Raw genomic sequence first — 12,218 nt, 5'->3', positions numbered from 1 at the left:
GATAGTTAGAAATATTGACTCAAAGTGCTAACGAGATATAATAAAACCTAGATATACCTTTCAAAAAGAAGAATACATATTTATAGGATGAAAAAATTCAACCTATTATTTTTTATAGCTTTTAGAAAACGCTTACAATTGGTGTGGAGGGGAAACCATGTCTAAGTTCACAAAGTATTTTTTAATGGAAGCTAAAGATGTGATTGCATATGTGAAAGAGAAATTATCTAAGTTTGAACATGCAAAGGGGCTAAAGTGTAAAGAAATAGGTGATGGCAATTTAAATTATGTGTTCCGCGTTTGGGATGAAAAAGAGAACATCTCTGTCATCGTAAAGCAAGCTGGGGATACAGCTCGCATTTCAGATGAGTTTAAGTTGTCGACGAATCGTATTCGCATAGAATCAGATGTTTTGCAGTTAGAGGATGAGTTAGCACCTGGACTTGTTCCTAAGGTGTATTTATTTGATAGTGTGATGAACTGTTGCGTAATGGAAGATTTATCGGATCACACAATATTACGTACAGCACTTATAAATCATCAAATATTTCCGCAGCTTGCTGACGACTTAACTACTTTTATGGTAAATACACTTTTATTAACATCTGATGTTGTAATGAATCATAAAGAGAAGAAGGAACTTGTGAAGAATTATATAAATCCTGAATTATGTGAGATTACAGAGGACCTCGTATATTCAGAACCATTTACAAATCATAATAAGCGTAATGAGTTATTTCCTTTAAATGAGGGATGGATTAGGGAGCATATTTATAGTGATAAAGAGCTTCGTATGGAAGTAGCGAAACGTAAATTTTCTTTTATGACGAATGCACAGGCATTGCTTCATGGTGATTTACATACTGGTTCTGTTTTTGTAAGAGATGATTCTACAAAGGTTATTGATCCTGAGTTTGCTTTTTATGGACCTATGGGATATGACGTTGGGAATGTAATGGCGAATTTAATGTTTGCTTGGGTGAATGCAGATGCAACGATGCCACCTGGAGCTGAGAAAGATACGTATATGGATTGGTTACAAACTACGATGGTAGAGGTAATTGATTTATTTAAGAAGAAGTTTTTAGATGCTTGGGATATTCATGTGACCGAGATTATGGCGAAGGAAGAAGGCTTTAACGAAGTATATTTACAATCTGTATTAGAGGATACAGCTGCAGTGACAGGTCTTGAATTAATCCGCCGTATTGTTGGATTAGCGAAAGTAAAAGATATTACTTGTATTGAGAATGAGGAAGCACGTGCTAGAGCGGAGCGAATTTGTCTTAAAGTAGCGAAGAGTTTTATTTTACGAGCGAATCAATATAGAACAGGTACAAGTTTTGTAGAAACGTTAAAAGAACAGTCAATGCACTACGCGGAGTAAGGGGAGAATATGATGGAAGAGCAATTAATACCAATTCAGTGGAAAGATGATGCTTTAGTTTTGTTAGATCAAACATTATTACCGAATGAAATTGTCTATGAATCATTTAAAACAGCTGAAAGTGTGTGGGATGCCATTCAAGTAATGAAAGTACGAGGTGCACCAGCGATTGGTGTTTCAGCAGCTTATGGAGTGTATTTAGGGGTAAAGGAATTTGCTGAAAGTACGGAAGAAGGATTTATGGATGAAGTAAGAAAGGTATGTACATACTTGGCGACATCAAGACCGACTGCAGTAAATTTATTTTGGGCACTTGAAAGAATGGAAAGTGTAGCGGCAGATAATATTCATTTATCAATCTCACAGTTGAAAGATAGATTACTAGAAGAGGCAAAAGAAATTCATAGAGAAGATGAAGAAATTAACCGTCAAATTGGAGAACATGCATTAACATTATTCCATGATGGAATGGGAGTATTAACACATTGTAATGCTGGTGCGTTAGCGACGACTAAGTATGGTACTGCGACGGCTCCAATGTACTTAGCAAAAGAAAAAGGATGGGACTTAAAAATCTTTTCGGATGAAACACGTCCAAGATTACAAGGGTCAACGTTAACGGCATTAGAACTACAGCGAGCGGGAATTGATGTTACTGTCATTACGGATAATATGGCAGCTATGGTCATGTCACAAGGGAAGATTGACGCTGTAATTGTTGGATGCGACCGTGTGGCAGCGAACGGTGATATAGCAAATAAAATTGGAACATTAGGCGTATCTATTTTAGCGAAATACTACAACATTCCGTTTTATGTAGCAGCGCCAACGCCGACAATCGACTTGAAAACACCGACAGGAAAAGAAATTTCCATCGAGGAAAGAGATGCTTCTGAAGTAATTAATCGCTTCGGACAATATTCTGCTCCGAAAGAAAGTAAAGTATATAATCCAGCATTTGATGTTACTCCACATGAAAATGTAACAGCGATTATTACAGAAAAAGGGATTGTAAAGGCACCGTTTATGGAGAATTTAAAAAAGCTATTTCAATAAATAGATAAATATAAAAGTCAGTCATCATAAGCTTCATACTTAGGGGGATGTATATGTTATTACAAAAAGAAAGAGAAGAAATTGTAGCGTATGGAAAGAAAATGATTTCTAGTGGTTTAACAAAGGGAACGGGCGGTAATATTAGTATCTTTAATCGTGAACAAGGTCTTGTTGCGATTAGCCCAAGTGGTTTAGAGTATTATGAAACAAAGCCTGAAGATGTAGTTATATTAAACTTAGATGGTGAAGTAGTAGAAGGAGAGAGAAAACCATCAAGTGAATTAGATATGCACCTTATTTACTATAGGAAGCGTGAAGATATAAATGCGCTTGTGCATACACACTCTCCTTACGCGAAGACGATTGCGTCATTAGGATGGGAGCTTCCAGCTGTGTCGTATTTAATTGCTTTCGCAGGACCGAATGTGCGCTGTGCACCGTATGAAACATTTGGTACGAAGCAATTAGCAGAGGCTGCTTTTGAATGCATGATTGATCGCCGTGCTGTTTTACTTGCGAACCACGGTTTAATTGCAGGTGCAAATAATATAAAAATGGCATTTACCGTTGCGGAAGAAATTGAGTTTTGTGCACAAATTTATTATCAAACGAAAAGCGTCGGAGAACCGAAGTTATTGCCAGAAGATGAGATGGAGAATTTGGCGAAGAAGTTTGAAGGGTATGGGCAGCAGTAGAATGAAACAAAGACACCCTCAAGAAAAGATCTTGAGGGTGTCTTTTAAGCTTTTTTAAGCAACAAATACATAAAGTAAGGAGCCCCAATTAAAGCAACGACAATACCTGCTGGGATGCCATTAGGATCAACGATATTTCTTCCAATTGTATCTGCTAATAATAATAGCCATCCGCCGATTAAAAGGGCGATAGGCATGAAGATTTGATGTCTTGGACCTACTAAAGATTTCGCGATATGAGGAGCCATTAATCCGATAAAGCTAATTCCTCCTGTTACGGAAACAGCTGCAGCTGCAAGTGCAACGGCTGCAACTAATAAGTATCTGCGTTCTTTTTCAATTTCAATTCCAACGCCGATTGCGACTGGTTCGTTTAATGCTAAAATGTTTAATCGATTTGCTTTATAGAAAATAAATGGAATGAATACGATTAACCATGGGAGCATTGCTAAAACGAATATCCAGTCATCTCCCCAAATATTTCCGGCAATCCATTTTGAAATAAAGTCTACTTTCATACGATCCGCGGATGAAATAAGGACAATCATCGTTCCAGATAGTGCAAATGCAAAACCGATACCGGTTAATGTTAATCGGATTGGTTGAAGTCCAGTTGATTTACTATATGAAAATACGTAAATTAGAACAGCTGTCAGAAATGCTCCGATAAATCCAACTACAGGTAGTAAGTAGAGAAATGAACCTACATCTATTGGAAAGTATAAAAAGAAAATAGCAACAGCAACACCGGCCCCAGAGTTAATACCAAGAATACCAGGTTCAGCTAAATCATTTCGAGTAATTCCTTGAAGAATAGCTCCTGATAAAGCGAGAGCCATACCAGCTAATAATGTAATGACAATTCTAGGTAGCCTTAAAGAGTATAAAACAAACTCCTCTTTAAAAGTCCCTTGCCCCATTAATGTTGGGAGTAGTCGATCATAAGATAAAGATGCTGAACCAAGTCCCATTCCAACTACAATGGTTGTGATGATTACTATAAGTAAAGTGAGTATAATGAGACGCTGTTTTCTTAAAATAGATTGCATCATGAGAATGTTTTTCCTCCTTTACGTACAATGAATAGGAAGAATGGTAACCCTACAATCGCGACAATTGCTGCAACTGGTGTTTCGTATGGAGCGTTAATAGTACGTCCGATTGTATCTGCAAGTAGCATAAAGGAAGCTCCAGCAATTGCTGACATCGGTATAACAAATCGGTAATCTGGACCGACAATTGGGCGTACCATGTGAGGTACCATTAAGCCGATAAATGCCATATTTCCAACAAGCGCTACAGATGCACCTGCAAGTAAGATAATAATGATAAATAAAATAGTTTTAATAACAATAATTTTTTGACCTAGTCCAATAGCCACTTCCTCACTGAAACTAAGAACTGTCAATTTTTTTGCTAGTAAGATAGCGATAAAGATACTAATTGAAATGACTGGAATAATAATTTTTAATTGGTTCCAAGTTGTTCCAATTACGCCACCAGCAGTCCAAAGTGATACATCTTGTGAAATTTTAAAGTAAATGCCGATTCCTTCTGAAATTGCGAGTAGAAATGCTGAAACTGCAGCACCCGCTAATACAATTCGAAGAGGAGAAAGGCCGCCTTTTTTCACCATACCAATTCCAAATACCATAATTGCGCCAATTGCAGCACCGATAAAGCAAGCTAATGTTAAGTAAAGATAGCTGATGGAAGGGTTGAAAGCAAGTGTCAGTGCAAGTGCAGCATTTGCTCCACCAGATAGCCCTAGTAATCCAGGATCCGCAAGTGGATTTCGTGTTAATCCTTGCATAATTGCTCCAGAAACGGCTAATCCAGCTCCTACAAAAATAGCAGCAACTTCACGTGGTAAACGTATTTCTCGAATAATAGATATTTTGTCTCCTTTAGCGGAGGAAGTGAGTGCTGACCATACATCTTTTATCGAAGTATCTGCAGCACCTAATACCATTGCAACCATAAAAATAAGAAAGAATGCAATTAAGCTTAAAATTAGTTTGTATGTAAAAGCTATAGAACGTGGATTGTCATGATCTTTTGTCATTCGTTTCACATCTTTTCTGTTCATAGAATAAAGGAAGAGGAATTCTTAAATTAAGAATTCCTCATGTTTGTATTATTTACCAAGAAAGCTCTTCTTGAAGAAGTCTAGTTGGAAATCTAATGTAAGTGGATCATTAAAATAGAATTCCATCATGTTTGCTTCATATACGCGATTATTTTTTACTGCTGGGATGTTTTTATATGATTCTGTCTCTTGGAATGAGTTATCAGTATCTTTATTTTTACTTACGATTAAGTAATCACCAGCAAATTCAGGTAATACCTCAGTAGATAATGCGTAGTAACCTTCTTTTAATGCTTTTTCTTTTACTTTTTCAGGCATTTTTAATTTCATTTCTTGGTACAGAATTTCTGTTCCGCGGCCCCAGTTCTCGCCGTATACATAAAGCTGTTTGTTGAAGTTTTCTACAACAGAAACTGTAGCATCTTCACCGATTTTTGCTTTAATTTCTTTACCAGCTTCTTGTGCACGTTTCTTGAAGTCATCAACCCAAGTTTTTGCTTCTTTTTCTTTGTTTAATAATTTACCGATTTCTAAATGCTGTGTTAAGTAATCAACTTTTCCGTAAGTGTATGTTACAGTAGGCGCGATTTTCTTTAACTTATCGACATTTTTAATATTTGATAAACCGATGATTAAATCTGGATTTAGTTCAGCGATTTTTTCAACATTTTCATCTGATACTTCAGCAACATCTTTAAGTTTGCTATCAAAACGTGGGTTTTGTTTAGACCATGAATCTACCCCAACAAGATTTACTCCTAATGACATTACGTTACCAGCGAATGATGATAATACAACAACGCGTTTTGGATTTGCAGGAACCTCTACTTTTTTACCATCTTCAGATTGGTATGTAATTGTTTCTGATTTGCTACCTTTTGCATCGTCCTTTTTGTCTGTAGAGCTATTGCTACAAGCACTCATAACAAGAACGAAAAGAACTGTTAGTGAAATAAATAACTTTTTCATCGTCTTTCTCCTTTAACATAGATGATATGTGTATACAATAATTTGTTTAACTGTAATCTTTTTGAAATAGTAGTGGTAATGCAAAATAATTTATTAAAAATCTTGAATATGAGATTTTATAATATAGTAATAACCATATTAATGAAAGAAGATGTAATCTCAAATTTGCTAATTATTAACAAAATGATAATGATTATCACTATTGATTCTTTAAATAATATAATTTTATATAGGTGTATTGTCAATAGTAATTTTGATTGTAAATTTTGCGGAAACAGGTTATATTTTATTGAGAATGATAATCAATGATTAATAGCTGAGGAGTGAGCACGAATGAATCGAGAAGAATTGTTTGATGTAACCGTGATAGGCGGAGGACCTGCAGGGCTTTATTCAGCTTTTTATAGTGGACTCAGAGAAATGAAAACGAAAATAATAGAATTTCAACCACATTTAGGTGGAAAAATACATGTGTATCCGGAAAAGATGATTTGGGATGTAGGAGGACTATTACCAGTTACAGGTGATAAGTTAATTGAACAACTTGTACAGCAAGGGTTAACATTTAAGCCAGAAGTTGTATTAGATACAAAAGTAGAATCGATTATTCGTAATCAAGATGGTACTTTTACATTAAAAACAAGTACTGGCGAAGAACACTTTTCAAAAACAGTTATCGTCGCAACAGGAAGTGGTATATTGAAACCGCAAAAGTTATCTATTGAAGGTGCTGAGCGATTTGAAGTATCGAATTTAAATTATACAGTTAAATCTTTAAAGCGTTTCAAAGGTAAAACAGTTATTATTTCCGGTGGAGGCAATTCTGCTGTTGATTGGGCAAATGAATTGGAACCAATTGCGAAAAAAGTGTATGTAACGTATAGAAAAGAAGAATTATCTGGTCATGAAGCACAAGTAAAACAACTTATGAACAGCTCGGCGGAGTGTTTCTTTAATACATCGATTACAAAATTAATTGCTGGTGATAATCATGAAGCAATCGAATATGTAGAATTAACAAATCATGAAACAGGTGAGGTTTCTCATTTACCTATTGATGAAGTTATTATTAATCATGGATATGAACGCGACATTACATTATTAGAAAATAGTGAGTTAGACGTTGCAATTATAGATAATTATTATATTGCAGGTAATGCAAATAGTGAGTCTTCAGTAGATGGATTATATGCTGCTGGAGATATTTTAAAGCACGAAGGGAAACTACACTTAATTGCAGGTGCATTCCAAGATGCGGGAAATGCTGTGAATAAAGCAAAACAATTTATCCAACCAGATGCAAGTGAGTATGGAATGGTTTCTTCTCATAATGAAGTATTTAAGAAGAGAAATCGCGAACTGATTAAGCAGATGATGAAATAATAAGGAACAAGTATACCCCCACGTATTTCTCTATTCAAATGGATGAGAGATGTACGTGGGGGTTTTCCTGTTTACTATATTTTCTATCATTATAATGACACCGGTTTCATCAGTTCATATGATATGAACATTTTATTGGTAAAGCATCCTAGAAAACAATTTAGCTATGTTTTGCTTACGCAGAACATGGCTAAATTACGCTGTCCCTTTAGCGCGTTCATTAGGAAATGGCATATTTAGTATAGAAGCAATATACTGTTTTCCATGCATTCGAGCTAATGATTCTAATATTTGGCGAACACGTTTTGTAAGATGACCTTGTTTTTTGATGGCTTCACAATATGCGTCATAGAAGGCATATTTAGCCCAAAGGAAATCATCTTGTTGGAATAAGAAGTGATTTTTGTACCATTCACCAATTGTATGATAACAATTGTTTTCATGTATTGCTGTGCTTTGAGAAAGAAAACGATCAGATAAAGATACATTCAAATGAGAAATTGTGTTTTCTGTTTCAACTTGTAGTGTTTTTTCTAACATTGTAATGATGTGACGAGTAGCCATATGTTAACTCTCCTTTGTGTAAATGGGTAATACCATTCTATATTTAAAAAATTCTTACTATATAATACTATACAATATATGGAATGCATCTACCTGCTTTTTGAACTGCATTTACAAAATCTTTTTTATTTGTTTACAAAAATAAAGTAAGATACAGTATAGATGAAAAAATAATAAAGGAATGAACGCATTGTATATAACAGTAGAAGAGACTGCGGAGTATTTGAATTTACCAAAATCGTATATTGAAGAGTTAATTCAGCAAAAGAAAATTCGTGCGCTATTCGATGGAGAGCAATATTTAGTAAATAAAGAACAATTTAATACACATTTAGAACAAATGGAGAAATATAAGCAATTAGTGGAAGAAATATTGAACGAACCAATTCCAGAAGATATGGATGTTAAAGACGAAGATTAAACTATGGAAAATCCCTTATGAAGATATGCAGAAATGTATATTCATAAGGGATTTTTTGTTTGAAGATATCAAAAACATAAGGAGTTCTTAGCCTTTCTTCAAATTTTGATAGGTAGTAGTCTACCATGTTAAAAGCATATTTTTTTCTAGCTAGGACAAACATAGAGAACGTAACCTGTACAGATACATATACTATCAGTGCAAAAGCTTATAAATTAATGGAAGGGGTTTTCTCGTGAGTTTATTTCATTGTGATTTTCTGAAAGACTTAATTGGATCTTTTGTGAGAGTAAACAGGGGTGGTCCAGAATCTCAAAAAGGGACAATAGTCGCTGTATGTTCGGATTACTTTGTATTAAAGAATGAAAAAGGAGAGCTCTATTACTATCAGATTCGTCATCTGAAAAGTATTACAAAAAATGCGAAAGATTGTAAAGCAGATGATTGCAGATGGTTGGAATGTGAATGTGAAGATGACTTTGAAAAGTTACTTCAAAGCTTCAAATATTGCTGGGTGAAAATTAATCGTGGTGGCCCAGAGAAAGTTGAAGGTATTTTACAAGATGTTTCTTGTGAATTTGTGACACTAATTGTAAAAGAAGAAGTTATATTAGTTGCAGTATCTCATATTAAGAGTGTAACAGTACCTTGTAGAGAGAGCGAAGAAAGCGAAAGTGAAAGTGAAAGTAATAATTCAGGTCGAGCTCGCGCACAAAGACAGTCAAGAAGAGGAAGATAATAAGAAAGGAGGATATAAATTTGGAAAGTATATTATGCTGTGAACAAATTAAAGGCTTAGTCGGTGAGACTGTAAAAGTAAATCTTCGTGGACCAGAGAGTCGAGTGGGGGTACTTGTATCGTTAGGAAGAGATTACCTTACATTACAACTTCCTCTTGGTGAATTAGTATATTACCAATTGAAACATGTGAAAAGTCTAGTTAAGAAAGTGAAAGAAAGTAAATGTGGTGATGGCTATGTTTCATGTTTCTGCTCTGATGATGATACTTTTGTCGATGTATTACGTGACTTGAAGTATAAGTGGGTAAAGATTAATCGTGGCGGCCCAGAGTGTGTAGAAGGCTTATTAAGTGAAGTGCATGAAGAATGTATTACGCTAGTAAACGGTGATGAAGTTATTTATATCATTAATTATCATATTAAGAGTGTGAGTCAAGTAGTGAAATGTAAAAAGAATGAAGATGAATAATGTTTAATAAATAAGAGGGGCATTATGAGGGAAAGAGAAGAACAATTTCTTATTTCGATAGTATGAAAAGGAATTACTTACTATTAAGACAGAACATTGCCCTGATTATTTTTTTGAAACGGAAGATTGGAAAGCTGAAATTCATAGGAAGGAGGATATAGATGAATGAGTTAAACAAAAGTATTGGGGAAAATATATATGTTAAATTAATCGGTGAAAAAAGGTTTAAAGGTATATTAATAGACGTAGGAAATGACATTATTGTTCTTTACAATGGACAAGACTATGTATATATATCTTTATATCATGTACAATACTATAAATTTTTAAGACCACATGACGAAGACATACTAAAACCAGATGTTGATTCTGTAATTAAGAGGGAATCCCCTTCAATTTCTTTGAGAAAAGTATTAAGTACTTCTAAAGGGATTTTTACAGAAGTTTATGTAGCAGGAAATGCTCCAATACATGGTTATGTTACAAGTGTGATGAACGACTATATTGTTTTTTATAGTCCGGTTTATAAAACGGTATATATATCTTTAAAGCATTTAAAATGGTTAATTCCGTATAAAGAAAACCAAGTACCGTATGCCCTCAATAAAAATGAACTCCCCGTAAATCCGTTAAATATTACATTAGCTAGAACATTTGAAGAACAGCTTATTAAAATGACTGGGAAAATTATGGTGTTTGATTTAGGTGAGGAGTCCAATAAAATTGGAAAAATGGCGAAAATTGATGAAGGTCATATTGAAATATCAAAAGCACGTGATGCAAAAATGTATGTGAATATTCAACATGTAAAATCCGTCCATTGTCCGTAGATTAGTTGGAAGGGCTGACTTTTTCTTTTATATGGAGAAGAAAAGGTCGAGCCTATTTGTTTTAGTTTAATTTGAAGATGAGGGGAAAAATGAATTGAATATAAACATAGTATAGTGTGATTTTTTAAAAGGTAACTTTGCACTAACTTATAAAAATTGTGTACGAGCTATCTTTTTATGTATTCAATTTATTTTTTGAGGAGGAGTTGCTCAACTAATTTATTAAAGGGGTTTTGTTCGTGGAGCAGTTTCCGAATTCGTTATCAATTACATTGCTTGGTAGTGCTGGTGGAGCAGCAAAAGCAGTTTTAGCAATTTTAAATCAAGCGATAGCAAATGAAAAAGATCCAATTTATGAAGTATTAAAGAATGCCAAATTTCATTTAGTGGATATAAAACAAAAAGATAGGACTTATTATGATGAGTTGTTTTCGAATTTGAAAGGTCAATTATATTTATATGAGATAAACCTTCAAAATGTAGTGGAATTTAAACAACATTTAAAAGAAAAAAGTACGAGTGTTGTGATTGATGTTTCAGGGGCAGATACAGTTAGAGTATTAAGCTGCTGTAATGAATTAGGAATTTGTTATATTAATTCAGCCTTGGAAAATGAAGCAGTAGATCAGGACGACAGCTTAATCGGCTTTCAGCTTACGGAAAGATATACAAGGTTTGAGAAGGAGAAAGAGAAATTTACAAATACAAAAGCGATTATAGGTTCAGGTATGAATCCAGGTGTTGTTCAATGGATGGTTGTTGAGCTTATGAAGGAACGACCAAATGAAAGGCCAAGAGCATGTTATATTGTAGAACATGACACGTCGTTTTTGCATGATACAGCACTTATAAAGCCACATACACTTTATGCTTCATGGGCAGTAGAGCGATTTTTAGATGAAGCAATCTGGAGTTATCCGATGTATATGAGTCATCATCGGTCTCTTTACTTTTATGAAGATGTATATGCTTCAGAGTATAAAGTGAAGTTAGGAGAAAAAGAATTCTATGGTTGTTTAATGCCACATGAGGAAGTATTAATTTTAGGGAAAAACTTCAATATGGAAGTTGGTTTTCTTTACCGAATTAATGAGTATACAACAAATATAATTAGACAGAACTTAGATCAAGTAGAAGATTTATGGAACTGGAATCGTAAAGTGTTTAATCCAGCGGAAGAAGAGGTTGCTGGAGAGGACTTGGTCGGTGTGTTACTCGTTTATGAAAATAGTGAGACATATATGTATAATGTAATGAATAGTAGCCAAGTTTTTCGTAAATATAAAACGAATGCAACGTATTTTCAGGTAGGGTGCGGAATTTATGCGAGCTTGTCTAGTTTACTTTTAGATCAATTTGAACAAGGTGCTTATTACGTCGAGGAGTTGTTATTAAATACAGAAAGTAAGTACGGTGAGTATTTAAATTTATATATGAAGGATTTTGTAATAGGGCATAATAATTTTACTGATGGATTGTTACATGATAGGGTAAGGTGGATATAAGTTGTTACTAAAAGGAAGGAGAGATCTCCTTCCTTTTAGTATTATAAGGTTAAATATTGCCCTGAAAGCAATTTCATACTTATACTTTAAGGAGATAACAATGAAAGTTT

The 12,218-nt window shown here is 34.4% G+C and carries 13 protein-coding genes; 9 read left to right on the top strand and 4 right to left on the bottom strand.

Annotation, left to right across the window (positions count from 1 at the left end; genetic code table 11):
• Window positions 1-157 precede the first annotated feature (157 nt).
• Genes mtnK through ACQGS6_RS15775 form a run of 3 tightly spaced genes read left to right on the top strand, consistent with a single transcriptional unit; the run spans window position 158 to window position 3,138 of the window.
• On the top strand, window positions 158-1,387 hold the full coding sequence (gene mtnK, locus ACQGS6_RS15785; protein ID WP_000033217.1) for an S-methyl-5-thioribose kinase: 1,230 nt from the start codon (window positions 158-160) through the stop codon (window positions 1,385-1,387).
• A gap of 9 nt (window positions 1,388-1,396) precedes the next feature.
• A complete protein-coding gene (mtnA, locus tag ACQGS6_RS15780; RefSeq protein ID WP_426965292.1) occupies window positions 1,397-2,443 on the top strand; it encodes an S-methyl-5-thioribose-1-phosphate isomerase in 1,047 nt (348 codons plus the stop codon).
• A gap of 53 nt (window positions 2,444-2,496) precedes the next feature.
• Entirely contained in the window at window positions 2,497-3,138 is a 642-nt protein-coding gene (locus tag ACQGS6_RS15775) for an L-fuculose-phosphate aldolase (RefSeq protein WP_074625195.1), read from the top strand.
• A 44-nt stretch (window positions 3,139-3,182) separates the two neighbouring features.
• Here ACQGS6_RS15775 and ACQGS6_RS15770 read toward each other — a convergent pair whose 3' ends face one another.
• The 3 genes from ACQGS6_RS15770 to ACQGS6_RS15760 are packed head-to-tail and all read right to left on the bottom strand — an operon-like array spanning window position 3,183 to window position 6,196.
• Window positions 3,183-4,190, bottom strand: a complete 1,008-nt coding sequence (locus tag ACQGS6_RS15770) for a FecCD family ABC transporter permease (RefSeq protein ID WP_000983758.1) — start codon at window positions 4,188-4,190, stop codon at window positions 3,183-3,185.
• The gene (locus ACQGS6_RS15765) at window positions 4,187-5,227 is read right to left on the bottom strand and encodes a FecCD family ABC transporter permease (protein WP_001998969.1); all 1,041 of its coding nucleotides are present in this window, start codon (window positions 5,225-5,227) and stop codon (window positions 4,187-4,189) included. Before ACQGS6_RS15765 ends, ACQGS6_RS15770 begins: the two co-directional genes overlap by 4 nt.
• 48 nt (window positions 5,228-5,275) lie before the next feature.
• Window positions 5,276-6,196: an iron-hydroxamate ABC transporter substrate-binding protein gene (locus tag ACQGS6_RS15760; protein ID WP_000732591.1), complete on the bottom strand. Its 921-nt coding sequence runs from the start codon at window positions 6,194-6,196 to the stop codon at window positions 5,276-5,278.
• 333 nt (window positions 6,197-6,529) lie between these two features.
• On the opposite strand from ACQGS6_RS15760, the gene ACQGS6_RS15755 reads away from it, so the two are divergent.
• Window positions 6,530-7,579, top strand: coding sequence for an NAD(P)/FAD-dependent oxidoreductase (locus tag ACQGS6_RS15755; protein WP_001078268.1), 1,050 nt, complete (start codon window positions 6,530-6,532; stop codon window positions 7,577-7,579).
• Window positions 7,580-7,774: 195 nt separating this feature from the next.
• Here the strand turns inward: ACQGS6_RS15755 and ACQGS6_RS15750 are convergent, their stop codons facing one another.
• Window positions 7,775-8,143 carry a hypothetical protein gene (locus ACQGS6_RS15750; protein WP_000235475.1) on the bottom strand — a complete coding sequence of 123 codons (369 nt, stop codon included), beginning with the start codon at window positions 8,141-8,143 and terminating at the stop codon, window positions 7,775-7,777.
• A 181-nt stretch (window positions 8,144-8,324) separates the two neighbouring features.
• On the opposite strand from ACQGS6_RS15750, the gene ACQGS6_RS15745 reads away from it, so the two are divergent.
• The 5 genes from ACQGS6_RS15745 (at window position 8,325) to ACQGS6_RS15725 (ending at window position 12,108) form a co-directional block, all read left to right on the top strand.
• Window positions 8,325-8,564, top strand: coding sequence for a helix-turn-helix domain-containing protein (locus ACQGS6_RS15745; protein ID WP_001998970.1), 240 nt, complete (start codon window positions 8,325-8,327; stop codon window positions 8,562-8,564).
• 235 nt (window positions 8,565-8,799) lie between these two features.
• The gene (locus tag ACQGS6_RS15740) at window positions 8,800-9,303 is read left to right on the top strand and encodes a spore coat protein (RefSeq protein ID WP_098364991.1); all 504 of its coding nucleotides are present in this window, start codon (window positions 8,800-8,802) and stop codon (window positions 9,301-9,303) included.
• Window positions 9,304-9,323: 20 nt separating this feature from the next.
• Window positions 9,324-9,773 (top strand): hypothetical protein, encoded by a 450-nt coding sequence (locus ACQGS6_RS15735; RefSeq protein WP_000443836.1) that lies wholly within the window; start codon window positions 9,324-9,326, stop codon window positions 9,771-9,773.
• A 161-nt stretch (window positions 9,774-9,934) separates the two neighbouring features.
• Window positions 9,935-10,603 (top strand): hypothetical protein, encoded by a 669-nt coding sequence (locus tag ACQGS6_RS15730; RefSeq protein ID WP_001004268.1) that lies wholly within the window; start codon window positions 9,935-9,937, stop codon window positions 10,601-10,603.
• Between the two features lie 239 nt (window positions 10,604-10,842).
• Window positions 10,843-12,108, top strand: coding sequence for an S-adenosylmethionine decarboxylase related protein (locus ACQGS6_RS15725; RefSeq protein WP_426965291.1), 1,266 nt, complete (start codon window positions 10,843-10,845; stop codon window positions 12,106-12,108).
• Window positions 12,109-12,218 lie beyond the last annotated feature (110 nt).

It is taken from the genome of Bacillus sp. GMs2/2 (genome assembly GCF_050172095.1).
Classification (GTDB): domain Bacteria; phylum Bacillota; class Bacilli; order Bacillales; family Bacillaceae_G; genus Bacillus_A; species Bacillus_A cereus.
This window is presented reverse-complemented; position numbering and strand designations above follow the sequence as displayed.

Bases quoted from the DNA above. Each gene is read 5' to 3' on its own strand.
- ACQGS6_RS15760 (WP_000732591.1), bottom strand. From the start codon at position 6,196: ATGAAAAAGTTATTTATTTCACTAACAGTTCTTTTCGTTCTTGTTATG.
- ACQGS6_RS15765 (WP_001998969.1), bottom strand. From the start codon at position 5,227: ATGAACAGAAAAGATGTGAAACGAATGACAAAAGATCATGACAATCCA.
- ACQGS6_RS15755 (WP_001078268.1), top strand. From the start codon at position 6,530: ATGAATCGAGAAGAATTGTTTGATGTAACCGTGATAGGCGGAGGACCT.
- ACQGS6_RS15770 (WP_000983758.1), bottom strand. From the start codon at position 4,190: ATGATGCAATCTATTTTAAGAAAACAGCGTCTCATTATACTCACTTTA.
- mtnA (WP_426965292.1), top strand. From the start codon at position 1,397: ATGATGGAAGAGCAATTAATACCAATTCAGTGGAAAGATGATGCTTTA.
- ACQGS6_RS15730 (WP_001004268.1), top strand. From the start codon at position 9,935: ATGAATGAGTTAAACAAAAGTATTGGGGAAAATATATATGTTAAATTA.
- ACQGS6_RS15750 (WP_000235475.1), bottom strand. From the start codon at position 8,143: ATGGCTACTCGTCACATCATTACAATGTTAGAAAAAACACTACAAGTT.
- ACQGS6_RS15745 (WP_001998970.1), top strand. From the start codon at position 8,325: ATGAACGCATTGTATATAACAGTAGAAGAGACTGCGGAGTATTTGAAT.
- mtnK (WP_000033217.1), top strand. From the start codon at position 158: ATGTCTAAGTTCACAAAGTATTTTTTAATGGAAGCTAAAGATGTGATT.
- ACQGS6_RS15775 (WP_074625195.1), top strand. From the start codon at position 2,497: ATGTTATTACAAAAAGAAAGAGAAGAAATTGTAGCGTATGGAAAGAAA.